Annotated in this window: 21 protein-coding genes and 1 riboswitch; of the genes, 11 read left to right on the top strand and 10 right to left on the bottom strand. The window is 39.6% G+C overall.

What is annotated here, in order from left to right:
- Positions 1 to 145 precede the first annotated feature (145 nt).
- The 4 genes from AN391_RS09415 to AN391_RS09430 all read right to left on the bottom strand — a co-directional run bounded on the left by AN391_RS09415 (position 146) and on the right by AN391_RS09430 (position 3636).
- Complete coding sequence (locus AN391_RS09415; RefSeq protein WP_055015175.1) at positions 146 to 553, bottom strand: hypothetical protein; 408 nt, start codon at positions 551 to 553, stop codon at positions 146 to 148.
- Between the two features lie 269 nt (positions 554 to 822).
- On the bottom strand, positions 823 to 2079 hold the full coding sequence (locus AN391_RS09420) for a sodium:proton antiporter (RefSeq protein WP_055015176.1): 1257 nt from the start codon (positions 2077 to 2079) through the stop codon (positions 823 to 825).
- A 148-nt stretch (positions 2080 to 2227) separates the two neighbouring features.
- On the bottom strand, positions 2228 to 2635 hold the full coding sequence (locus AN391_RS09425) for a hypothetical protein (RefSeq protein WP_055015177.1): 408 nt from the start codon (positions 2633 to 2635) through the stop codon (positions 2228 to 2230).
- Between the two features lie 188 nt (positions 2636 to 2823).
- The gene (locus tag AN391_RS09430; protein WP_055015247.1) at positions 2824 to 3636 is read right to left on the bottom strand and encodes an alpha/beta fold hydrolase; all 813 of its coding nucleotides are present in this window, start codon (positions 3634 to 3636) and stop codon (positions 2824 to 2826) included.
- A gap of 363 nt (positions 3637 to 3999) precedes the next feature.
- Between AN391_RS09430 and AN391_RS09435 the strand changes: the two genes are divergently transcribed.
- The 3 genes from AN391_RS09435 to sbcB all read left to right on the top strand — a co-directional run bounded on the left by AN391_RS09435 (position 4000) and on the right by sbcB (position 7838).
- Complete coding sequence (locus tag AN391_RS09435) at positions 4000 to 5181, top strand: hypothetical protein (protein ID WP_055015178.1); 1182 nt, start codon at positions 4000 to 4002, stop codon at positions 5179 to 5181.
- Between the two features lie 4 nt (positions 5182 to 5185).
- On the top strand, positions 5186 to 6229 hold the full coding sequence (locus AN391_RS09440) for a putative phage abortive infection protein (RefSeq protein WP_055015179.1): 1044 nt from the start codon (positions 5186 to 5188) through the stop codon (positions 6227 to 6229).
- A 163-nt stretch (positions 6230 to 6392) separates the two neighbouring features.
- Entirely contained in the window at positions 6393 to 7838 is a 1446-nt protein-coding gene (gene sbcB, locus AN391_RS09445; RefSeq protein WP_055015180.1) for an exodeoxyribonuclease I, read from the top strand.
- A 575-nt stretch (positions 7839 to 8413) separates the two neighbouring features.
- On the opposite strand, the gene AN391_RS09450 is transcribed toward sbcB, so the two are convergent.
- Complete coding sequence (locus AN391_RS09450; protein WP_055015181.1) at positions 8414 to 9295, bottom strand: NAD(P)-dependent oxidoreductase; 882 nt, start codon at positions 9293 to 9295, stop codon at positions 8414 to 8416.
- A 121-nt stretch (positions 9296 to 9416) separates the two neighbouring features.
- On the opposite strand from AN391_RS09450, the gene AN391_RS09455 reads away from it, so the two are divergent.
- Both AN391_RS09455 and AN391_RS09460 read left to right on the top strand, forming a co-directional pair.
- Positions 9417 to 9968, top strand: a complete 552-nt coding sequence (locus AN391_RS09455; RefSeq protein ID WP_055015182.1) for a glutathione peroxidase — start codon at positions 9417 to 9419, stop codon at positions 9966 to 9968.
- Between the two features lie 301 nt (positions 9969 to 10269).
- Positions 10270 to 11250, top strand: a complete 981-nt coding sequence (locus AN391_RS09460; RefSeq protein WP_055015183.1) for a 2-hydroxyacid dehydrogenase — start codon at positions 10270 to 10272, stop codon at positions 11248 to 11250.
- 101 nt (positions 11251 to 11351) lie between these two features.
- Here the strand turns inward: AN391_RS09460 and AN391_RS09465 are convergent, their stop codons facing one another.
- The gene (locus AN391_RS09465) at positions 11352 to 12674 is read right to left on the bottom strand and encodes a sodium-dependent transporter (protein ID WP_055015184.1); all 1323 of its coding nucleotides are present in this window, start codon (positions 12672 to 12674) and stop codon (positions 11352 to 11354) included.
- Between the two features lie 138 nt (positions 12675 to 12812).
- Here AN391_RS09465 and AN391_RS09470 point away from each other — a divergent pair, with 138 nt between their 5' ends.
- Positions 12813 to 13556, top strand: coding sequence for a 4'-phosphopantetheinyl transferase superfamily protein (locus tag AN391_RS09470; protein WP_055015185.1), 744 nt, complete (start codon positions 12813 to 12815; stop codon positions 13554 to 13556).
- A gap of 18 nt (positions 13557 to 13574) precedes the next feature.
- Here AN391_RS09470 and lysC read toward each other — a convergent pair whose 3' ends face one another.
- Together lysC and nhaD are read right to left on the bottom strand one after the other, a co-directional pair.
- Positions 13575 to 14960, bottom strand: coding sequence for a lysine-sensitive aspartokinase 3 (gene lysC / locus AN391_RS09475; RefSeq protein WP_055015186.1), 1386 nt, complete (start codon positions 14958 to 14960; stop codon positions 13575 to 13577).
- A gap of 74 nt (positions 14961 to 15034) precedes the next feature.
- Positions 15035 to 15207: riboswitch (Lysine riboswitch) on the bottom strand.
- A gap of 98 nt (positions 15208 to 15305) precedes the next feature.
- Positions 15306 to 16553 (bottom strand): sodium:proton antiporter NhaD, encoded by a 1248-nt coding sequence (gene nhaD, locus AN391_RS09480; RefSeq protein WP_055015187.1) that lies wholly within the window; start codon positions 16551 to 16553, stop codon positions 15306 to 15308.
- A 211-nt stretch (positions 16554 to 16764) separates the two neighbouring features.
- Here nhaD and AN391_RS09485 point away from each other — a divergent pair, with 211 nt between their 5' ends.
- The 4 genes from AN391_RS09485 (at position 16765) to AN391_RS09500 (ending at position 22022) form a co-directional block, all read left to right on the top strand.
- The gene (locus AN391_RS09485) at positions 16765 to 18036 is read left to right on the top strand and encodes a hypothetical protein (RefSeq protein ID WP_055015188.1); all 1272 of its coding nucleotides are present in this window, start codon (positions 16765 to 16767) and stop codon (positions 18034 to 18036) included.
- Positions 18037 to 18039: 3 nt separating this feature from the next.
- Positions 18040 to 18588, top strand: coding sequence for a condensin complex protein MksE (locus AN391_RS09490; RefSeq protein WP_055015189.1), 549 nt, complete (start codon positions 18040 to 18042; stop codon positions 18586 to 18588).
- A complete protein-coding gene (locus AN391_RS09495; protein ID WP_055015190.1) occupies positions 18585 to 21362 on the top strand; it encodes a hypothetical protein in 2778 nt (925 codons plus the stop codon). Before AN391_RS09490 ends, AN391_RS09495 begins: the two co-directional genes overlap by 4 nt.
- A gap of 108 nt (positions 21363 to 21470) precedes the next feature.
- Positions 21471 to 22022: a DUF4136 domain-containing protein gene (locus AN391_RS09500; RefSeq protein WP_055015191.1), complete on the top strand. Its 552-nt coding sequence runs from the start codon at positions 21471 to 21473 to the stop codon at positions 22020 to 22022.
- 148 nt (positions 22023 to 22170) lie between these two features.
- Here AN391_RS09500 and AN391_RS09505 read toward each other — a convergent pair whose 3' ends face one another.
- A complete protein-coding gene (locus AN391_RS09505) occupies positions 22171 to 22659 on the bottom strand; it encodes a peptide-methionine (S)-S-oxide reductase (RefSeq protein WP_055015192.1) in 489 nt (162 codons plus the stop codon).
- A gap of 176 nt (positions 22660 to 22835) precedes the next feature.
- Between AN391_RS09505 and AN391_RS09510 the strand changes: the two genes are divergently transcribed.
- On the top strand, positions 22836 to 24686 hold the full coding sequence (locus tag AN391_RS09510) for a TonB-dependent siderophore receptor (protein ID WP_055015193.1): 1851 nt from the start codon (positions 22836 to 22838) through the stop codon (positions 24684 to 24686).
- A 378-nt stretch (positions 24687 to 25064) separates the two neighbouring features.
- Here AN391_RS09510 and AN391_RS09515 read toward each other — a convergent pair whose 3' ends face one another.
- The gene (locus AN391_RS09515) at positions 25065 to 25328 is read right to left on the bottom strand and encodes a YkgJ family cysteine cluster protein (RefSeq protein ID WP_055015194.1); all 264 of its coding nucleotides are present in this window, start codon (positions 25326 to 25328) and stop codon (positions 25065 to 25067) included.
- Positions 25329 to 25477 lie beyond the last annotated feature (149 nt).

Consider the following 25477-nt stretch of genomic DNA (forward strand, 5'->3'; position numbering starts at 1 on the left):
TAATTGAACCGCGTAGAATCTTTCTTACTCATAATAAGCCCCAAATTTATAAGGCCATTTAAGGGCGTAATAACACACACAAAAAAGCCCCTACCTAATATAAATAGGTAGGGGCTTTTTTGTGACTCTCGCTAATTAAATTGCTTTATAAGGCAAGCTCTTCTTTAGCACGAGTTAAGTTATGAGACACCAATGTGTTTTCAGAAATTTGTACTGCTTCATATAAATCAGCTAATGCTGCGGTATCGTTATGTGCTTTTAAGCGTGCAACACCACGATTACTTAACGCATACGATGTAAGCTGGCGTACCTTAAATTTAGGGCCTTGTGCATCTTTTAACAGTGCAATGGCTTTAGTACAAATTTCTTCAGCTTGAGCGTAGTTTTTTGATTTAACATTAAGTGCACAGCTATTGAATGACTGTTCAAGAGGCTGCGGAGCAGTTTCGGTTTTAATAACCATTAGTTTGTAGTCACTTGAATCAGCCATTACAGCTGCTGAGCAAGTTAGTAATGAGCCAAGAGCGATGGTTTTTAAAAGTGTACGTTTCATGGTTTATCTTTCCTAATTAAGTTAGTCGCGCTTGTTGCCGACAACTGAACTTTAGAGTAATAGCTCAGCGCCGACAAACGAGAAAAACAAACTCAATAAGTGAAGAAATTTAACCTATAGACTTTAGTCTAATATACGTACAAACTTAAATGTTTAACAGCATGTAAACTAGTGTAGTTACTGCTTGTTTTGAAAAAAGTTTTAAAACAAGTGGTATGCAGTGGCTATGCACACACGCCACTAAACTGTACAAAAATAAAGCGTTAAAATTATTTAGCTTTTATGCTTGTTGCGACTTTTCCTACGCTTAAGCCTTGCACTAAAATTGAAAAAACCACTACTGCATATGTTAAAGCAAGTAATATATTACGCTGCGCTCCATCAGGTAACTGCAATACTAGCGCCACTGAAATCCCGCCACGTAAACCTCCCCAGGTTAACACTTTCCATGCACCGCAGGGCAGTTCAAGCTGTTTATTAAAAACACTTGTTGTTAAGCCAACCACAATTAAGCGTGCGCCTAGCGCAATAAAAATAGTTAAAACGCCCGCCACCAGCAGATTAGCGGAGTACATAATCATCACCACCTCAAGGCCAATTAGCACAAATAAAATGGCATTTAAAATTTCATCAATAAGTTCCCAAAACAAATCAACATAGTGACGGGTTTTATCACTCATTGCTAAATTACGGCCGTGATTACCCACCATTAACCCCACCATAACCATTGCAAGTGGCCCCGATAAGTGCCAGTGGCTCGCCAATGCATAACCGCCTATAACACCCGCGAGCGTAAGTAATACTTCTTCTTGGTAGCTATCTATCGCCTTTAATAAATAATTTAAAGCGCCCCCTAATACTAAACCAAATGCAATACCGCCGCCTGCCTCAACAGCGAGCGTATGAGCAACAGAATAAGTAGTAGGTATTTCACCACTGGTTAAAATGCCTAATAAAAGCGCAAACACGACCACGCCTATACCATCATTAAATAACGACTCCCCCGCTATAACAGTTTCAATACTTTTAGGGGCGCCCGCAGAGCGTAAAATTCCCATTACTGCGATGGGATCAGTTGGCGAAATCAACGCACCAAATAATAAACACCATATAAACGATAGGTTAAACCCTAATAAAGGCACCACAATGTATAACGCAGCAGCAATAATAACTGTCGAAATTAGCGTACCGGCACACGCTAAAATACCTATGGGTAATTTATAACGTCTTAAGTCACTTACATTTACGTGCAGCGCCCCTGCAAAAAGCAGCATGGAGAGCATGCCATCGAGCAAAACGTGAGTAAAATTGAGTTGATCAAGTAGGCTTACTTCGTAATCAATAAGTTTATCAAACCCTAAAAAGCCCAAAAATATCGCAGCAATAGATACCAAAAGCGAGATAACCATCACTCCAATGGTGGTTGGCAAGCCAATAAACCGGTTATTAATATAAGCAAGTAATGCGGTTATTGTTAAAAAAATCGCGCTGATTTCAAATATACTCAACGTACTCGTGACATCCATAGTCTTACTCTCTTATATGTATAAACCAACTAGTGTTCACTTTTTACATTGCCCTTTTAAGCCCCGTAACGTAAAAAGCCCATGTTAAGTACAAACTTAACATGGGCTTTTTATACACTGGCTTAATTAAAGCATGTTTAGCACTTTTTTATAGTGCAAGCTCTTCTTTAGCAAGTGTTAAATTATGAGATACCATTGTACTGTTAGACATTTGCGCTGCCTCGTACAAATCAGCAATAGCTGCTGTGTCATTATTTGATTTTAAGCGCGCAACCCCTCGGTTACTTAACGCGAATGACGTAAGTTGGCGTACTTTAAATTTAGGGCCATCTGCATCTTTTAATAGTGCAATTGCTTTTGTACAAATTGCTTCAGCCTCAGCATAATTCTTAGATTTAACATTAAGAGCACAGCTGTTAAATGACTGCTCAAGTGGCTGTGGTGCAGTGGCTTGTTCGATAACCATTAATTTGTAGTCACTTGTATCAGCCATTACAGCAGCTGAGCAAGTTAATAAAGAGCCAAGAGCGATGGTTTTGATAAGTGAGCTTTTCATGATTATATTCCTGTTGAGTTAGTCGTGCTTGTTGCCGACAACTGAACTTTAGAGAATTACCATAAAAACGACAAACGATTAAAACAAACTTAATAAGTGAATAAATCTAATCTATAGACTTTAGTCTAATGCCAAATTACTAATTTACGACAATTGGTATTTATAAAAACAACCAACGAAACTTAAACTTATTGAGTGCGTTCTAGTAACTTAACTACTTGGGCTACAACCATTTCTGGCTCATCTTTTTGCGGGTAGTGATAGCTTTTATTTGTTATAACTACTTCACCTTGAGAAAATGTATTAGCCCACTTTGAATGGAAGTCGCCCCACATTTCACGCGCTTTGTCGGTAAAAAATAATACAGATGGCCTTTTATACTTTTTAACTGAGGCAATTACTGTCACGGGTATATCAGCAATTTGTGGATAATCGGGCAGTGGACGTTTTGCCCAAAAATCTAAATACTGATTCGACATTCCATTTTTTATATCGTCGAGCTTTATTGCTGCAATTTCTTTTTCAGCGCGTGGCAAATCTATCGCGCGCATAATATCTACATCGTGCTCTGATGCAGGCTCAATTAACATCAACGCTTTAATCTGATTAGGGTATGTTGCAGCAAATACACGTGCAATATAAGCACCATAAGAGTGCGCAACATACACAACAGGCTCTTCTATTTTCAGTGTTTTGAGTAATAACGCAGCCTCAGCTGCATATTCTTCTGAGCTATAGTTTTTCTTTATTTGCGAAGAACCACCATTACCAATACGAGAATACCGTATAACTTTACCGTGATTGGTAAGTGATTCAAAAACCGGGTCCCAATCACTTAAACCAGCAGAACCACCCGCTTCAAGTAAAATAGTATGTTTACCTTTACCAGCTAGCTCGTATTCAACGTCAAAGCCATTTACTTGAACTTTAGCCAGCTCAGCCATGGCACAATGGGAAATTATAAGTAAGCTGAAAATAGTAACTTTTATTAATTTTTTCATCATTATAAATGTGTTTCATTATTAAAATTATCTTCAATGCTAAATACTTTTATGCGTAGTTTCTAGTAAGATTATGTACAATTGAATTTAATCATATATTACTTGACGTGTTAGTTTTTGTACTCTGGCCTTTTATTAAAGGTGTGAGCCTGAAGCTAGGGTTTAATAAGGGTAATTTTATTTTTGTAGTGCCTGATGTAGAGTGCATTTACGGTTTGTAAACCAAGCCATCTTTAAACAGCTTATTACCAAAGTGGACACTATTTCCTAAAAGCCGCTAACCCAACTGACCTGAACAACTAAGCTACCATTGTAAGTAAGTGGTTATAAAAAGATTAATAATAATAAATTAAGGGAATAATTATGTTTTTTCAAAAAGAAGATAACAAAGCTATTATCAGAAGCTTTCTAGATTTACAGCTATTAAAAGAGGATGAAAATAAATTCTTTGAAAGTGACATGGCTGATGCCAATTTTGATTTGCTTAAAACTTCAGCAAATATCATCAAAAATACATTCAATTACCCAGTCGCTTGGGACAATTATACAAAACTAAATATCGGCCTTTATGGCGAACAGTTTCTTGATTGCATTAAAAAGGTTACGAATACTTCTGTTAACAATGATCATATATGCCCTCATATCCAAAATCTTTACTTAAACTCATTAAGGTTTTTCTTTGAAATTGATTTTATGCTGAAAGAAGGTGAAGACGAGCATGAAGGATTTAAAAAATCTATTTCTGGAATGAACATAAAAAAAGAAGCTGTTAGCAATACTATAAATGAACTTTTTGATAACGAATTTAAATTAGAGTTACTTTACATCATTAACTCAACTCCACTTTTAATTACAAAAAATTTATTTCACTCTGAACAAATTAAACTTTTTTCTACATTTGACGAAAAGAGATTAACTGCTGAAGAAACATTAAATAATATTGCTAGCTCAAAAGAGGAAATTACAAAGAAAATATCTGATTTTCAAACTGAATTAGAACAAAAAGAACAAACAGTTGAAAATTTACAAGCCACATTAGATAAGCAAGAGACTGCTTTTAACTTTGTTGGATTATACAAAGGCTTTAATGAGCTAGCAAAGCGGAAACAAAAAGAAGCTACTAATACTTTTTGTTTTCTTATCGTATTAGCATTTTCATTAATTGCATTTCCTTTGTCCGCTATGATCTCCATATACAACCCTAACGATATTAGTCAGAGCTCTACTATTTCGACACATCTACTAAATTTATTACCTCTTATTTCGTTAGAGATAATTTTGCTCTATTTTTTCAGAGTTGTGCTACATAACTATAAATCAATTAAGGCTCAAGTTCTTCAGGTAGAGCTTAGACAAACTCTTTGTCAATTTATCCAAAACTACGCAGATTACTCAAAAGAAATTAAAAAAGATGATCCCGCTGTTTTAGAAAAATTCGAAAACCTTATTTTTAGTGGGATTATCAGTGATGCTGAAAATCTTCCTAGTACATTCGATGGAATGGATCAAATTACAAAATTACTATCATCTTTAAAGAGGACTTAAGAGTATGAAACGGATTGTTTTTATAATTTGTGGAATTGCAGGGCTAGCCGCCATTATCGCAATTATATTTTTTGTATCGAAATTTGGGTTTGGCCCAGCCTCTACAATCAGTAACTGGGGCGCAGTTGGTGACTTTTTTGGTGGTGTGCTTAACCCCACGTTCGCTTTACTCAGCTTAATTTTAATTGCTTATACACTAATGCAAAATAAAAAAGCGCTAGAGCAAAGTGAAAAAGCAATACAACAAGGCACTGAAGCAATCGAGCAAAATGAAAGAGCATTACAAGTAAGTAATGATGAGTTGGCTCTTACTCGAAATGAACTTGCTAATTCAGCAACAGCATTAGAGGAACAAGCAAAGTTACTTGCAGTACAAAGTTTTGAAACTACCTTTTTTAATATGTTGGAATTGCATAATAAACTTATCAATCAGTTCATTTATATTCACGAAAACTCCCATGAGAGGATCTCAAGAAAACTTAATATAGATTCTTACTCTGCCGGAACAGTTATGAAGGTAGAGCCCGGGATAAAAAGCATCAATCGATTATTAATGGCTATAGAAAACGCAAATAATAAAATTGTTAGTAACAAATCAATTATTTTAACGTTTTCAATGTTCTATATATATGAAAATAAAGAGTTTGGTAGGTACTTTAGAAATCTATATCAAATTTTGAAATTAATAAAAAACAGTTTCCCCGATATAGGTATTCAAAAAAAGTATAGTAATATTCTCAGAGCCCAATTATCAAATCAAGAATTATCATTATTAATTTTAAACTGCTTATGTCCGCATGTGGATAATGGCGAGTTTAGAAAGTTAGTAATTCACTTCGAGCTACTCGAACATTTAGATATCACCTACAAGTTAGGGGATAATTACATCGCTACTTTCACAATAAATAACCCAACACTGAATTTGACTAGTAATGAAATCGATCAGTATTTTTCAACAGATACTAGTGGCAAGCTCATTAAGACTGCTTTTGGGCGAAACTCTCAAATTATGGATTATTGTAAGTTCAAAAACCTGGTAGACCAGTAGTACTAAAAAGCCTACTAACAGTAGGCTTTCTTATAATAAAGCTCGTTTTCTCACCCAAACCTATAAACTCCCTCGCCCATATGCCATAATCTAAATAATTCATTATTTTAGTAACTTGGCGCGTATTTAGGCGCATTTAAGTTAACTACTCAGGGTTTTCAGTATGGCATATCAAGAACAAAATCAAGCAACAATCTACTGGCACGATTATGAGACATGGGGGGCGAGCCCTCAAAAGGATAAGCCGAGCCAATTTGCGGGTGTTCGTACCGATCTTGATTTAAATATAATTGGCGAGCCGCTTATTGAATATTGTAAGCCGCAAGCGGATTACTTGCCCCACCCTGAGGCGTGTTTAATTACGGGCATTACGCCACAAGTGGCGATGAAAAAAGGCTTAGTTGAGGCTGAGTTTATTGCAAAAATTCATGCCGAATTTAGTGTGCCCAATACCTGTGTGGCTGGTTATAACAGTATTCGCTTTGATGACGAAGTAAGCCGTTATAGCTTTTATCGTAACTTTTACGACCCATACGAGCGTGAATATAAAAACAATAATAGCCGCTGGGATATTATTGATTTAGTACGTGCTTGCTATGCGCTTCGCCCTGAGGGTATTGAATGGCCACTAAAAGAAGACGGTAGCCCAAGCTTTAAGCTTGAGCATTTAACAGTAGCCAACGGTATTGAACACGCTGCTGCGCACGATGCGCTAAGCGATGTAACCGCCACTATTGCACTGGCTAAACTAATAAAAGAAAAACAGCCAAAGCTTTATAACTTCTTTTTTGGGCTACGTAATAAAAAAGCGCTTGGCGATTTAGTTGATGTATTTAACATGACGCCGCTGGTACATACATCATCGCGTATTCCTGCAACGCAGGGTTGTACTACGTGGGTTGCGCCTATGAGCTTTCACCCGGTAAATAAAAACGCGGTTATTTGTTTTGATTTAACCCAAAGCCCGCAAGTCTTACTTGATTTAAACGTAGAAGAATTACGTAAACGTTTATACACCAAACGCGTTGATTTAGCCGAGGGTGATTTACCTGTTGGTTTAAAGTTAGTGCATTTAAACAAGTGCCCTATTTTAGCGCCTGCAAAAACATTATTGCCTGAAAACGCCGCCCGTTTAGGCATTGACCGCGAGCAATGCCTCGCTAATTTAGCTATTTTAAAAGCCAATACCGAGCTTCGCGATAAAGTCACTGAAGTGTTTAACGAGCAAGGCGATTACAGCGCGACCACTAACGTTGATTACTTACTTTACGATGGCTTTACCAGCCATGCCGACAAAGCTAAATTTGCGATTATACGTGATGCTAAACCAGAGGAGCTGGCTAGTTTAAATTTAGATTTTGAAGATAAAAAGTTCAATACATTACTGTTTAGATACCGCGCACGAAACTGGCCAGAAACACTAAACCAACAAGAACTTGACCAATGGCGTCAGTATTGCCAAAACAAGCTAATGCACGGGGAAGATCAACCCTCAATAAGTGCACAAGATTTTATGATCACTCTTGAAAACTTGGCGCATGAGCACGACGACAGCGAAAAGAACCTGACCATTTTAAAGGCTTTATATAATTACGCACAAAGCATGTAATTTAAATTTGTGTAGAGCACTTTTAAAACGCGATGCTTTAGCAATAAAGTATCGCGTTTTTTGTTTTATATAACTTCATTACTATAGAAAAGCCAAAAATTCTGCACAAAGAGAGGCGAATGAGAAGACATAAAAGCAATAATCTTTTTAGCTTTAACAATTCCTCTGAAAGCGCAGCGTCTCTTACCCTCTTTGTGAATAAATCACTTTACGGGCTTTGCCCGTCACGCAAGCAAGCTTGGCGTCTAAAAGTAAAACCCATACCTACACCTTGGTGGTAGGCGTAGAGCTTGCTCACGTGAAAAGCGCAGCTTTTTAAATTAAGAAATAATCCACAAAGAGAAACAAATGAGGAGCAAATGAGAAGACATAAGCCACTAATCGTTTTTAATAAATCTCTTCCTCTCAAAGCGCAGCGCCTCTTACCCTCTTTGTGAATTAATCACTTTACGGGCTTTGCCCGTCACGCAAGCAAGCTTGGCGTCTACAAGTAAAACCCATACCTACACCTTGGTGGTAGGCGTAGAGCTTGCTCACGTGAAAAGCGCAGCTTTTAATCTTTAAAATGTGAAACGTTATTTTTTATGCAGCGCTTCTATTCGTGCAAGTAAGCTTGATGTATCGTATCGGCCGCCACCAAGTGCTTGTACATCAGCGTAGTACTGATCAACCGTTGCAGTCATCGGTAACGTCGCACCGTTGTTTTTAGCTTCATCAAGCGCGATGCCTAAATCTTTACGCATCCAATCTACCGCAAAACCAAACTCGTACTCTCCTGCCCACATTGTTTTGTAGCGGTTTTCCATTTGCCACGACCCCGCAGCCCCTTTTGAAATGGTTTCAATTACTTTTTCACCATCAAGGCCTGCTTGCTTGGCAAAATGTAGGCCTTCTGATAGGCCTTGCACTACGCCGGCAATACAAATTTGATTAACCATTTTACATAACTGCCCTGCGCCCACATCGCCTAATAACTGGCTAAAACGGCTATAGGCTGCCATTACGGGTTGCACTTTAGTAAAAACAGCTTCGTTTCCGCCTGCCATAACTGTAAGCACGCCGTTTTCAGCACCAGCTTGCCCGCCTGATACGGGTGCGTCTATAAAATCGATATTTTGCAAAGCTGCTTTTGCTGCTACTTCACGCGCTACTTCAGCTGAGGTTGTTGTATGATCAACTAATACCGTGTGTGGTAACATGCCGGCTAAAACACCGTCGTCGCCATATACTACAGAGCGTAAATCGTTATCGTTCCCAACACACATAAACACTATATCGGCTTCACTTACCGCTTCACGTGGAGTGGGCGCAAAGCAACCTGTGTATTGTTCTGTCCACGTTTGAGCCTTAGCTGTAGTACGGTTATATACACACACATTAAAACCAGATTTTGCTAAATGCCCTGCCATTGGGTAACCCATTACCCCTAAACCTATAAATGCAACATTGATTGACATAAAAGTGCCTTATTTTCCTGATAACTTAGAAACTAGGCTCCGATTATGTCAATCGGATGGTGAAAAAGCGAATGAAAGTCTTTATAAAATTTCCATAAACTGGAAATTAAGTAGGTAACCTATGGATAGCATTTATCAATTTAACGCACCACTTTATAACAGTGAAAGTTTCCCCCTTAGCCAATTAAAAGGTAAAACCATACTTATTGTAAATACAGCCAGTAAGTGTAACTTTTCTATGCAGTTAAGTGCTCTTGAAAAACTTTATCAAGAATACAAAAAAAGCGGATTTACAATATTGGCGTTTCCGTGCAATCAATTTGGTCAAAATGAACCGCTTGATAATTTAGCCATTAAAGACTTTTACCAAGCGCAATTTAACGTCTCGTTTGAGGTATTTGGAAAAGTGATGGTCAACGGCCCTGAAGCGCACCCGCTTTTTAATTATTTAAAGTCGCACACACGTGGTATTTCACAAAACCGCGCCGTAAAGTGGAACTTTACTAAATTTTTAATTAATTGTGATGGGCAGCTGGTTGCACGTTACGCTCCACGTACCAAGCCCGAAACACTAAAACAGGTCATTGAGGCAAACTTACCTAGCGCGGTGAGCGCTAATAATTTAAATAACGCTAAAATAATACCCAACTTTAATGCATTAAAAGGTGCTTAATTATTCTAAATCAATAAACCGGTGGTTACTCAAGCATGCTTTATTAAACTAGTTTAAGGTTATGTATAGTACCAACCACAATAATACTTAATTATTTTTGGGGCTAAACGTGTTGCTATCTGCGTTATAAAACTCTCATTTACGACTGCTTGAATGCAGAAGGTAGAGCAATGCAGGAGCAATTGCCGAGAACAACTAAATAGCGAATTTTTTGCCTTGCTATCAACACGTTCTTCCATCCTCAAAATAGATCACTTGATTATGCGGATTGCTATAACAGCTCGGCTTTGGAGTAAATAACATGAACATTGCTTTTTTTAGTACGCAAAAATACGAGCAGCCATTTTTTGAGCGCAGTTTTAGTAAACACCCTCAAATAGAGGTTTGTTACTTTGAGCAAGCGCTTAACGAGCAAACAGCACTGCTTGCTAAAGGGTTTGATGCGGTGTGTGTATTTGTAAACGACACGGTTAATGCAGTCGTAATAGAGCAATTGGCAGAGCTTGGTGTGGGCACTATTTTACTTCGCTGTGCGGGGTTTAATAATGTTGATTTAGTTGCCGCTAAAGCACACAACATTAAGGTATTACGAGTACCCGCGTACAGCCCAGAAGCCGTAGCTGAGCACTGTGTGGCACTTATGCTTACCCTTAGTCGTAAAACACATAAAGCCTATAACCGCGTACGCGAAGACAACTTTGATTTAAACGGTTTATTAGGTTTTAACTTACATGGCAAAACAGTTGGAATTATAGGCTGTGGTAAAATTGGCCTTGCACTTTGTAAAATATTAAATGGCTTTGGCGCGCATATTTTAGTGTGCGACCCTTATGCAACACCTGACGATTACACTATTACCGATTTAGATTCGCTGCTTACGCAAAGCGATATAATTTCACTGCACTGCCCATTGAACGAGCACACACACCACTTAATAAACGATGACGCGTTTAATAAAATGAAACCCGGCGTTATGCTTATTAATACCTCGCGTGGCGCGCTACTTAATAGCAAAGCCTGTATAAACGCGCTTAAAACTAAAAAGCTTGGGTATTTAGGGCTTGACGTATACGAGCAGGAGTCTGAGCTGTTTTTTAAAAACCATAGCGATGAAATAAACCAAGACGATATATTCTCGCGCTTAGTGAGCTTTAAAAATGTATTAGTTACTGGCCATCAAGGCTTTTTTACCCAAGAAGCACTTACCGAAATTGCTAATACCACCTTACAAAATGCGCAGGAAATAAACCAAGGTAAGCAGCTCACTAATGAGGTTTTATAAATTATTTACCTTTAATTAGTAGGCACAAAAAAGCGAAGTAAGCTTTAAACTTACTTCGCTTTTTTATTTTACTTATCAGTTACTTTATGGCCTGATGATAATTAACCAAACGCAACGTTTGCAAAAACAAGGGTCATTAATATTGGGCACACAAAGCGAATATACTGTGCAAACCAATAATGCGCCCCTGTGGTTGCTTGGCGCAATTTATTACCACGCTGCCACATCCATCCTGCGGTAACAAAGTAAAACAAGCCCATAAGCGGTAATTGGTATTGGGTAAACAACATAATAACTAAACCAAATAACCACTCAAAATTTAATATAATGGCACTTGCGCATACAAGCACAATTAAACTGACAGCCCACGTGGCTTTAGTACGATCTACGCTGTGGTTTTCGACTAAAAAGGCAACGGGTATTTCGGTGGTTGAAATAGTTGATGTAACCGAGGCAATCGACATTAGTACAAAAAACAACAAGCCTATTAGTAAACCTATTTCACCCATCGTGCTAAATAGCTCTGGCAAAATAGCAAATATAAGCTGCCCTTCGCCAATTAGTTTACCGCCACTAAACACCTCAACCCCATTGTGTTGTGCAACGTAAATTGCTGGCACAATAAGTAAGCCTGCTAAAAATGCCACGCTGGTATCAAGCAGTGCAACGCTTGCGGTTAGTTTTGGCAGGTTAGCATTGGGCTGTAAGTACGAGCCGTAAATCATCATACAACCTACACCTAATGAGAGCGAGAAAAACGCCTGCCCCATAGCTGCAATAATTAAATTAGGGTCGAGCACTTGGCTAAAATCAGGTATTAAATACGCGGCAAAGCCTTCGCTTGCCCCCTCAAGGCTGGCTATATAAACAATTAAACCAACCAATAAAACTAATAGTAACGGCATTAAGCGGCGCGACCAGGTTTCAATACCCGATTTAACCCCTTTTAAAATAATGCTGGCGGTTAAAATAAGCATAAGCGGGGTAAATATAAAATTGCGCAGTACCGAGTCGCTATGTAAAAACTCGCTTACGCCATCAAAGCCTAAAAATGACGTTATGGGTTCAATAGCGTATGAAAGCATCCACCCGGCTACAATAGAATAAAAGCTAAGCATAACCACAGCGCCTGCAAGGCCTATATACCCCGCCGCAGCCCCAACTTTTTTGTTGGTATTTTGCCACGCATTCCCTAATGCTTTTACTGGGTTTGCTTGTGCTTGGTGCCCTAAATAAAGCTCGGTATAAAGCGCAGGTAGCGCAAGTAAAAATATAACAACAAAGTAAACCAATAAAAATGCACCGCCACCATGGTTGGCCGCTTGCGTAGGAAAACCCCATATATTACCTAAACCCACTGCTGCGCCTGCAGCGGCTAAAACAAAACCAAAACGGCTTTGAAATCCATCACGCACTTGTGCCATACATCTACAAATTCTGTTATTCTTTGATTATTGTGAATTAAACCATATTTAATGCCAACTGAGTAATAAAATTGCTGTTGGCATAAATAAGTGCTGTTAACCGCTCATTATTACAGCACTCTCTTAATTTAAGCGTGTATGACTAACCATTTTTTTAAAAACACCCTAAGTATTGCTCCCTCTTTTTATAGCGATTTACCCCGTAGCAACAATACTATTTTAGTGTTTAATGCCAACACACTTAATGTAGAACACCTTGATTTAAGCCAGTACCTAAGCCCATTTGAACTAAGCGTTATAAATCGCCGTAAACGTATGCAAGCAAAGCAAGAGTACCTTGCATCGCGCTTATTACTAAAGCAACTCGCAAAGCATACTCAGCCCCAATACGCGCACGTACCGCTTAATAAAATGAGCACCCACTTTAATGAAGAGTGCTCAAAACTGCAGCTCCATGTAAACCGCAGCGTTATTAATACGTGTATTTCGCACTCACATGGCTTAGTGGGTGTAGCTCTTAATGTTACTAATACAGAGTTTGGGTTTGATATTGAAAAAATAAGCTTAAAACGCCCATTCGAAAAGCTCGCTAAACATTTTTACAATAAAGCTGAAATTGACTTAATTACCGCACCTACTGCTATTGTGGATCAAGCGTACACATTCTTTAGAATTTGGACTTTAAAAGAGGCGCTCGCTAAAGCAACTAACCGCCCTATAGCGCAATTGCTTAGCCCAAATGTATTTAGTGAGTTCTCACAGCAAAACCTTGTAGCAGCGAGCAACAATATAGCGTGTGGCAATGCGCTATTTGATGTAAGCGTGGCATATAAAAAAAGCACCGACTGGCGGTGCTATGTGCTTAATAACTTAGATACTTAATGACTTGGCTTTATAAGCTTAGGCAGCGCTTTCTAATAAGCGGCTATGTATTGCTTGTACTACAGTATCAGATTCGCCCTGCTCTACTAAAAAGCAAAGGTTGTGCTTACTTGCACCGTGGCAAATTAAACGAATATTAAACTCTTTTAGAACATTCATTAAATTCATTTCGTGCTGGCGTAGCTGTATTTCAGAGCCTATAAGCGCCACTAACGTTAAGTTATTTTCAACCGATACATGGCAAAATTCAGCAAGCTTATCTAAACACGCTTGCTCAAGCTCGGGGCGCGAGGCATTGGGCGCGTTATCGAGGGTAATGGCTACGCTTATTTCTGAAGTTGTCACTAAATCTACCGATATATTAAACTCACTTAAAATGGTAAATACACGGGCTAAAAAGCCACTTGCTAATAGCATTTCAGGGCTTTTAAGAGTAAGCAATATTTGATTTTTACGTTGCGTTACAGCGCGTATACCCGGCTGCTGAGATTTTTCGCGCTCAATCCACGTGCCACCGCGCTCTGGCTCACGGCTTGAGCCGACAAATACATTAATGTGGCTGCGGCTGGCTGGTAAAATAGTAGCTGGGTGCAACACTTTTGCGCCAAATGTAGCCATTTCTGCGGCTTCGTCAAAGCTTAAACGGGCAATTGGTGTTGCTTTTGCACACAAACGAGGGTCGGTGCTAAATATACCCACTACGTCGGTCCAAATATGTACGCTTTTAGCGTTAATTGCCTCTGCAAGTAATGCTGCGCTGTAATCTGAGCCACCACGGCCAAGCGTGGTTGTTTGGCCAAACTCATCGCTGCCCACAAAACCTTGAGTCACAATTACTTGCTCATCTAGTAGCGGAATTAATACTTCTTTAGCCGCTTGCGCTGTGGCTTTAACATTAGGTGTTGCTTTACCAAACTGGCTGTCGGTTTTCAGTACTTTTCGTACATCAAAACGGTCAGCATTTAAGCCTTTTAAACGCAGCACTTGCGCAAATAAGTAAGACGACAAGCGCTCACCAAAGCTAAGTAATTCATCGTGTTGTTGATCTGTAGTAAGTGTTTCAAGGGCTAGTGTTTGGAATGCTTTTAATGTTTCGTTAAAGCCTACGGCTAAATCGGCATCAAGCGACAACTCATCTAAAATAGCCTGCTGAATAGCCAATACGCCATCAATGTGCTCTTGGCGTTGTTCTTTACTAAGGTCGGGTTTGCACAATGCAACTAAGTGGTTAGTTACGCCAGCACTGGCGCTCACAACAACAATACGTACGCTTTTATCTTCAACAATAATTTCGCTGCAACGACTCATCGCTTCAAAGTTTGCAACACTGGTTCCGCCAAATTTGGCAACGATGTAATCTGATTTTGCGCCTGATACTGTTTGTGGCACTGATTGGGTAGTCATTTCGTCTCCTTTCGCGGTATCCAGACCGCTGAAAAACAAGAAGAACTTGGCAAAGGAATATATTTGATGTGTCCGCTGCCAGAAGCTCTCCACCTAAGTTGGTGACAGTTTTGGGGATTCAGCCCCATAAACCGAAAAACATTGTCGACGTAACTTTGTTTTCCTCGGCGAGTACTTCCCTCTTTAATGGTTATGGGCGTTCGTCACCTACCATTAAATACCTAAGTATCGCACCTCTTCTGAATGCTTTATTAACCATTGGCTAAATAAAACAAAGCCCCGCTAATTAGCGGGGCTTTGAAAGTTATCGTTTAGACGTCTAGGTGTCAAGCATTTATAGTAAAATTAAACAAAGCTACCCATAAAATAAGCGCCTGTATAACCTACGGTATAACAAATTAATAATTGCAGTGATAATTTAAAATAACTAGTAAAAGTAAGTGCTTTAAGTTTGCTCATTGCAATTATACCCGCTGCTGAACCAATTATTAGCATTGACCCACCTACCCCTGTTGCATAGGTAAACGACAACCAATGCTGTTGGCTCATTACTATATCTGCTTTTAATAGCGCAGCGGTAAGCGGTACATTATCAACCCCAGCTGATAATATGCCCATTAAGTAGTTAGCGTACTCAGGTGACATTATTGCGTATAAATCGGTAAATTTACTTAAAATGCCAATCTCTTTTAATGCCCCTACCAATAATAAAACCCCAACGAAAAACAGTAGCGTGTCGTATTCTATGTCGCGCACAAAGTCTATTATGTCTTTGTTTATATCTTTTTTGCGCATTAAAAATTGCGCCACTAAAAACATAACCGACAAACCAAATAAAAATGTAAGTAGCGGCGGTACGCTGTAAATTACGCTAAGTGTTAACGTACTTACCACGGTTGATAAAAATATAATGGCAATAGTAATGTCAGTTTTTTCTATGCGTTTTTTTTGCGAGCCTTGGAACTCTATTTTCCCTTTCATACCAATAGAGAGCAAAAGCGCGAGTAGCATCACACTTATAAACGCAGGCGCTATAAGCAGTAATAAGTTGGCAATAGACACTTTGCCATCTAAAAATATCATTAAGGTGGTTACATCACCGGTTATTAACGATACACCGCCAGAGTTAACCCCAAACACAATAAGTGTGGCGTATTTAATCAGCTTTTTAGCTTCAAGCTGTAACGACATAACCACAGCAAGTGATATAAGGGTAGCGGTTACGTTGTCAGAAATAGACGAAAACAAAAAAGCAAACCCGCCCACTAAAAACATAAGTTGTCGCTCGCTAATGCTTTTAGGCATTACCCGATGCACTATGTTTTCTATAAACCCTTTAGAATTTAAATACGCAACAAAGGTCATGGCGGCCATTAAAAACAACCAAAGTGAGGCTATTTCTAGTATGTTTTCGTTTAAAAGGTGCTGAATTTCGGTGGGACTTTGCCCATGAAGAGGGTTAACAAAAAGTATAATCCAACAAAGCGTGCCAAAAAATAGCGTTGTTTTAGCTTTATTTACGTGAATTATATCTTCTATAACGATCAGTAAGAAGGCAATCGCTATTAGGGTTAAAATTATCGAGGGGACCATGGTAGTTAAATAACCTTTGATATAGTTTTAAAGAACACACAAAAATCACTCCTTTGTGCGTGCCCAATTTCGGTGCGAATTTTAGCACCGCCCTCATGCAAAAACTATTATTAAATGGTCTTAAAAACGAATACTATTTACTGGTAGAATACGTAATAATGAGTCAACTTTAAGAACTCAATAATAAAATACTAGGATGTTGTAACCTCTTATGATCCCAGCTAAAAAGCTGCTAAATACCCTTAGCGAACATTGGGGTGTTTTAGAGCTATTATTTAAACGTTTTAAAATGGCCGACTTTAGCCTAAAAGACGTACAAAACGCTATTAAACAAAAACAGCCTACGTGGACAAACGAGCGCATATACAAAGAAACAAATCGTTTGCTCAATCAAGATATACTCATTCCATTGGCTAAATCTTCTCAGCTTGAAATTAACCGTGCCATTGCCGATTTTGCGACCTTTTTATTACAAGAAGAACACCTAGGTTTAGCACAAGAAATTAGCGTTTTGGTTGATGATTTAGCCCGCCTAGGAAACCGACTAGATAACGCAGGCGAAATGGAAGACTTTGACGATTTACGCCGTTTTAGCCGCATTATGGATGATCGGGTGCGTAAAATAATGAAGCTTTACGCACACAACGAAAACGCCATATTAAATATAGTTGAGCAGGCTAAATCTGATCATGCTGTGCAATCTTTGCAAAAGCGATACAAAGCCGTAATAGAGGCCTTTGACGAATACATAGAGCCCATGCTTGAAATGGTCGATATTAGAGGCGACTTTCATGCTTGCTTTACCCGTATTGAGCAGCAAATAAGTAAGCAAATAGAGCACATTGAACGCTCAGGTAAAGCGTACAGTGACAAACGCATGCTTGAGCAATTACGCACCCGTATACTCGAAATGCATTTGATTGGCCGAGAAAGCTTACGTAAAAGTGCCGATATGCTTATGCCACTGCGCGAAGAGCTGCGCCGTAATAACTTAATTACCCGTCAAGCGGCAAAAGTGCTTGGCCTGGTACGTAAAAATGGCGTAGACAACATGCTAAGCGCGGTGCAACCAAACTTTGTCAGTGATGCCCAACGTTACTCGCTTGGGCAACAGCGCCATATAGTAGCCTACATGGCAAGCTTGGTAGAATTTGAACACGAAGAATACCAGCTTCCAGAGCAACAAGACGTACCGGCATTTGTAACGCCTAACATTCCTGATTACCACGATGTTAAAAAAACCTTTGCAAAACGCTTTAATAAAAAACGCAAAAAGCCTCAGCCATTGCTGCAATTTTTAGACGAAAGCTACCCCGAGTTAGAGGCCGACGAAATGCTATTTTTATATCAAAAATTAGTCAGCGACAGTGAAATTCACATTAGCCAAAGCGATGAAAAAGCGCGCATAAAAATTGCCGGCCAGCATTTTTCGTTATACCCATTTAATTCAGCGCCTCAGCCAGATACACAGGCAGACGAGTAACACATGACACATATAAACCTAGACGAGCTAACACACCTGCAAGCCATTAATAAAAAATTAGGCGCGGGTTATCATATTTGCGAACAAGACAACGTAATGTGGCAAGAGCTTGACCAACACATAGAATCTTACAGTGCCTTATTTAGCGCCCTGGGCCACGATTTAAAACACGACAGCCGTGGCTTTTACTATTTTGCCAGCGACGAAAGTACACCGAATATGGGTAAAATCTCCCGTGCTATTGCGCTAACTATTTACATTTTAATTGAGCACTTTGCCAATACAGGTAAAGACCCAATGCGCGCCCTATTTGATGAAGTAAACGATTTAGAACTGATGCAAACCTTAGTGCAAATTAACAAACATTTGTTTGATCAGCTTGAGATCTTTTCGGGCTCAGATTTACGAAAAGACGTTTACCTGCGCATGGTACGTTTAGGCCTTGCCCGCGAAGTAGAAGGCGGCTTTATGCTACAAGCGCCTATTTACCGTTACATTGATGCACTGATGGAAGTAAACGAAGAAACCTACATTACGGAGGACGAGCAATGAAAAACTTATACGGACTAAGTAAACTCGCCCTACTTAATACCGCAGGTTATGCAAAGTGTGTGATCCCACTTGATAAAAGCAGCTCTATTTGTGCGCCAAACAATACCGGTAAAAGCTCGGTTATTAACGCCCTGCAATTTCCGCTAATAAACGATTTGCGCCTAACCGAATGGGACGGCCATGATTTAGATGAAACCCGTAAATTTTATTTTTCATCGGATCAATCGTACATTTTACTCGAAGCCAACCTCCCTCATGGCTCGGTCGTAATTGGGGTCGCAGGCCTTGGTAAAATAGCTGGTTATGCGCATCAGTACTTTTGTTATCAAGGCACACTTGATTTAGCGCAGTACACGCAAGGTAATACCATAATTAAGTTTACCAAGCTGTTTAATCATTTAAAAACGCAAGGTTACAACCCAATAGAGCTAAAAGCACAAGAGCTAAACGCCCTACTTACCGGTGGCGCAACGCCCTTTGACGGCGACATTAATTTAAAAATGATCCCGCTTAATAACGTGCAAGACTCCGCCATTTATAAAGAAATATTTAGGCGTATTCTTAACTTACACAAATTAGGCGCAAGCGATGTTAAACGCTTTATGTTACGTGTGTTTGAGCGCCATATGTCAAACTCTAAAGTGGACTTTTATGAAGTATGGCGTCGCTCGTTTGATAAAGTAAACCGCGCTAAACGCGAATTAAAAGCGCTTGAATCAATGCAAGAGCCAATAAGTGCGCTTGAATCAATGCTTGAAAACCAAACCGTGCTTAAAGGTAAGTTAGCAGCCTACGCACCTAAAATTGACCAAGCACTAATAGACTTTGACACCTACCAAGAAGAGCAACTAAGCGAACTCGCCATTGCCCTTGAAGACATAGAGCACGAAAAACACGAGTTTGAACAAAAGCAAAGCTTATACGTGCAGCAATCTCGTGATATAGAGCGCAAACAAACCCAAATTGAGCAATGGTTTTTAGATTACAGCGCCCTTAAAAGCGAGTTTGAACTGGTAAATAAAGCCACCCTTAAAGCAAACCTTGCGCAACTAAAGCAAGATTACGAGTCGCTTTCGCACTCTATTACCAGCGCACAAGGGCAAAGCCTACATACGCTTGATTACCGCATTAGCGAAACCCAAAAACAAATAAAAAGTTTAAAACTACAGCTTAAAAACCTTGAGTTTAATTTGTTTACTCGTATGCGCGAAGACTTATCACTCAAAGAAGTAGAAGAAATATCGCGCATTTTAAATCCCGACCTACTCTCGTTCGCAACCACCAGCCAGGGCGATATAACCATTGATGACGAAGACGCCTTTGGGGAATTTTTATCGCTATTAAGTGAAAACGTTAAAGGCGGTGTGCTAACCCTTCCAGGGGCAAGCATTAAGCTTAAAAAACTCTCGCCTGTACAAATGCAAAGCGGAGAAAACAAAGCCCAGCTTAGCGCTCAATTAGACGCGCTTGAACGCTCCTTAAAAGAGTTTAAACAACAGCGCGAAGTAGCCGCTAACGTGGCAGAGAAACAAAAAGAAAAAGATGCACTTTATGATGAGCTATTGAGCGCAGAGAGCGCACTTAAACGCTTAGAGCAATTTGAGGTAATGCAGCAGTCGGTAGAAGCGCAAGCCATGCTAAAAGAGCAATTATTAGCAGAGCGCGAACAAGTTGACGACTACCTGCAAGATATTCAAAAAAATAGTGGCTCAATTGCAGACAGACGTTCGTTAATTAAATCTAAGCAAGAGCAAATTAATCGCCAAACCGAGCGCCTTCGCCAAGTTAAAAGCGAGCGAATTGACCACACGCTTGATTTATACAGCGGGAAAGTGACCCCATATATGATTGATATAACAGTCGATTTTGATAACTTAAGCGACCTAGTACATCACTTTAATAAAGACTGCCAAGAGCTGCGCAACTTTGACATAAACGTACGTAATACCTATTTGCATGTATATAACGCGGGTATTACTAAGTTCGATAACGAAAACGACGAATTTACTAAATACCAAAAGTTGATTAGTGCATTTCATAACCTTGATAACGAACGCGATGCCGTTGAGCGCCAAGGTCGCGTAGCCCTAACCGAAGTAGCCGCAACCATTAAAGGCTTGCGTGAAGATTTAGATCGCCTTCGTCGCGAAATGAACAGCTTTAATAAAGGGATAAGCCAGCACCGTATTTCTAACCTGCAAGCGTTTAAAATTAACGTAATACCGCGCAAGATGCTGGTTGATAGTATTGATACCATTATCAGCACGTCGCATCAGTTTGAGCAAGGCGACACCCTTGATTTATTAAGCCAAGAACCTTACAGCGAAAGCGCAGTAAACGAAGCAAAAGATCACCTAATAAAACTTGCCTCAGACAAAGCTGGCCTTACATTAACTGATTTGTTCGACATTCGTTTTGAAGTGGTAAACCGCGCAGGTGAAACCGAACACTTTGAAAAAATCGATTCAGCCGGTTCAAACGGGACACGTATCACCATTAAGTTATTATGTGGCATGTTGTTTATTCGTTACTTATTAAGCGATCAGGAACAAAACCTTTACCGTATACCTATTTATATAGATGAAGCGGCCGATATCGACCCGCAAAACCAAAAAGCAATCATAGAAACGGCATTGAGCTTTGGCTTTGTGCCTATATTTGCCTCAGTTAAGCCACAGGTAAGCTGTGATTACATTGTACCTATTCGTTCAGTAAAGGATGGCGCCCAAAACTGGGTAGACGAAAAAGACTGGATAGAAGTTGAACACAGTTAATTGGCCGTTAAGGCAAACCAACTAAACTAAAATATAGGACGTTAAACTAATACACATTTAAACGATGTGTGTTATTTTAAATTAACGCATTTTATTGGAGCAAAGGTAATGAAAAATATACTTATTGTTGCAGCGCTGGCATTACTTACAGCCTGTACGCAAACCCCAGACTGGGATTACGACAAATCAGCCAACTTTAGTAATTTTAAAACATTTGCTTGGGTAGAAAACGCGAGCCTAACCAAAGACACCACAAACTACCAAATTAACGGTTTAATGGAAAAACGCGTACGTACCGCTGTTAATAAAGAACTTAGCCAAACATTAGGTATGACCCTAGTTGACGCCGCACAAGCTGACGTATTAGTTAACTACCATGCATCGGTAGATAAAGAGCTCGAAGTAGACAGCTTTAACGTAGGCTACGGCGCACGTTGGGGGTACTGGGGTACGGGCTTTCAACGCGATATTAGCGCCCGCGAATACGAAGTGGGTACGTTAGTGATTGATATTATTGACCGTGAATCAAACCAACTAGTTTGGCGCGGTGCTAAAGAAGGCCGTTTAAAGAAAAAGCAATCGCCTGAGCAACGCGAAGCGTCAATTAAAGAAACAGTCGCTAATATTTTAAGCAACTTCCCGCCGCAAAAGCAGCAGTAAGTTAAAATTAGCGTTAAGTAAGTTTTAAAAAGCTCACAGTATGTGAGCTTTTTTATGGCTGTTTGTTTTGGGACTTTAGATTGAAGTAATTACGAGCTTCGCTCGTCACGTCAGCAAGCTGCACGTCTACATAGACACTGCGTTAAATTTACGATTTATACTTATACAATAACTCAAAGGGTATATGGCAATAGTCATCTGGGTGGTTGGTTAAACGGTCTTGATGCTCAGGATCGCTTGGTACGTAATTGGTAAGCTTCTCAACGCTTACTACAACTTTTTCTGCATCACTGCGCTTATTTATATAATTGCTTGCTGCGTCTAAATGGGTTTGGTGTTTACTGTAAATAGCAGTGCGGTATTTAGGGCCTACGTCATCTCCTTGTTTATTAATACTGTATGGGTCAATAATTTCAAAAAAGTAGTCAAACAGCTTATTTAGGCTAACGGCGTTTGGGTCAAAAATTACCTTTACGCATTCTGCATAACCATCGTAGTCGCCACCTGTCGTTTTATTTGTACCATTAGCGCGTCCTGCTTCAGTACTTATTACGCCTGGTAAGTGTTTCATAAACTCTTGTACGCCCCACAGGCAGCCACCAGCAAAGTAAATAGTATTATGTTCTTTAGTATCCATTATAAATGTTACCTAATGAGAAAAGTGTGAATGGTTATCAAATGCAGTTATTAACAAATTAATGTACAATCGCGCACAAAATGTCTGCTGTTACATTTAGTTATTTTATCATGCTCAAATATATGCTTTGAAATTAATTGTAACCGCCGCTACAAATAAAAAACGACGAGAAACACATGAGCCGCACACCACACATTATATTACCTGCACTATTATGCAGCGTTACCCCATTTGTTGATGCTAATACGCTACCTGATGAGTCTTCAATAGAGCAAATAACGGTTGAAGCTTCGCCTACTGCGAATAAACTGCCTGTCGGTACATTTGACTCGCCTATTTCTAATTTAGAGTATGACCCGCGTGTTGATTTACAGTCGCGTAATATGGCTGAGGCGCAAGCTGATGTAACTATTCGTGGTGGAATTTTTGAAAATACCGGTTTTAGAGTCGGCAGTGCTACCCTACTTGACCCGCAATCTGGTCATTATTTTGCTGAAATACCTATTGCACCGCAAATGCTAAGCGGCCCCGCAGTTTTAACCGGTGCCGATAACGCACTGTACGGTATGAACAGCTCTGTAGGTACAGTTTCGTTTGGTTGGAAACCAATTATTACTGGCGGTAGTGTATCGCTTGGCACTGGTACGAACGACTTTAACCTGCAAAGTATTCACGCTGCTAAAAACACACAACTTGATAGCTTAGCTAACTATAAACTGGGCTTTGAAGGTGAGTACTCTCACTCGCAAAGTGATGGCACTATTGATAATGGCGATCATGACTTTTCGCGCGCCTCAGTTCGCGTGCAATTGGCAAGTGAGCATAGCCAAACCGATTTATTTTATGGCTCGCAAGATAAGTTTTTTGGCTGGCCTAACTTATATACCCCTTTTGGCGTTAACGAAACTGAAGATTTAGAAACCCGCCTTTGGATGCTTAATCACAAACAAAATTACGCTGAAAACAGCAATTTTGAAGTATCGGCGTATTACCGTACCCATGACGATCACTATATTTACTCGCGCGAAAACCCAAGTGCATTTGAAGCTTTTCATAAAAGTGAAGTTAAATCGCTTGCTCTTTCGGGTCGCCATACACAAAGCGATGCACTGGCAATCAATTACTCGGCACAATTTATTGATGACTCGATTGAATCAACCACACTTGAAAACAACTTTACCTCACGAAAATATTATAAGCTGAGCGTATTGCCTGAATACACAATAGCGCTAAAAAACGAACAACTTACCTTTCGCTTAGGGGCTGCGTATGATGATACCAATCGTGATGATGCTGAAGTATCAGCTATTGGTGATATAACCCTAAATACGCAAAATAGTGACGGCACAGCACACACTCTTTATTTATCGTACGCGCAGGCAAGCCAAGTTGCAGGCTACACAGCCATTGGCGGCAGCGATTCTGGCGGGTTATTTAGAAGTAACTACAACCTTGAGCGCGAAACAACGTCAAACTTAGAGCTTGGCTTATTACTTGAAGAGCAAAGCTGGCAGTTAAACTCGGCTATTTTTTATCGAAAAGATAATAACTTAACCGACTGGACCTTTAATTTTGACTCCACCTCTGCGCGCTTTGCAAACCCCGTTGATATTGATACTGCAGGGGTTGAATTTTTAGCGACTAAACACTTTGATTCTGCGAAACTTATTGCTAGCTACACCTATTTGCATAAATCAGAAAACTACGGCGCAGCCGATATTGATGCTAGTTTTTACGCGTTAAACTTTCCTGATCACCGTTTAACACTCGGCGCTGTGTACAACCCAACTGATATTTTAGAATTTAGAATAGATAACGAATGGCGTACACAACACAAAAACGCGCTTAGAAACGGCCACGACAACGCGTTATTTACCCAGCTAACGCTTAAAATAACCCCGCCTCAGTTAAGCAATTTATTTATTACTTTAGCGGCTGACAACTTATGGGATGAGTCGTTTGAAGAAATACCAGGTACACCAGGACGCGGTGAGCAATATACGTTAAGCGCAACGTATAGTTGGTAGAAAATAAAGCCGGCGTTTACAAACTCAATTTATACTTTGATTTGTAAACGCTGTGTTTTTTATAAAAGCGTTATTTTAGACAGAAAATATTGTACAAAAAGAAGCGAATGAGAAGTAAATGAGAAAACACAAACCAACTATTACTTAAAGTTAATCTCTTCCTCTAAAAGCGCAGCGCCTCTTCCCCTCTTTGTGAATAAATCACTTTTACAGGCTTTGCCTGTCACCTAAGCAAGCTTTACGTCTACAAAGTAAGCGTATATCTACACATTTGCGGTAGACGCTGAGCTTGCTCGCGTTAAAAGCGCAGCTTTTAATTACTTAAAAAAATCACTCGGTAATAGATAAATGTAAATATATGTGTATTAACCTCGTGAGCTAGGTTAATTGCTCAAGCTCGGTTATAAGTGCTAGAGCCTCTGCATTAGTAGACCCACACACATCAAATGTGGCGCTAAAATCGCTACATACTTTAGGACGGCTTTCATCGCCAAATAATTTACATAAATTACGTTCATCTAGCTGAATACAACGCTCTCCGGCTTTTTTACCGTTTGGCATTCCCGGGATTGGCGAGCTAATACTGGGGGCAATGCAGCAAGCACCGCAGCCTAAACGACATGCCATAGGCTCTGTTTTCATAAACACCTCTGTTAGTAAAAGCCAGGCCTTTGTATTTAAATTAACACCCTACCTAGCTCATTATTTATCTGTAATACACATATGTAATGCTTTGTTACATCTTCAAACGCCTTGTAAACACTTTATTGCGTATTATTGCCTTGTCACCA

The organism is Pseudoalteromonas sp. P1-13-1a (assembly GCF_001401875.1).
GTDB lineage: Bacteria > Pseudomonadota > Gammaproteobacteria > Enterobacterales > Alteromonadaceae > Pseudoalteromonas.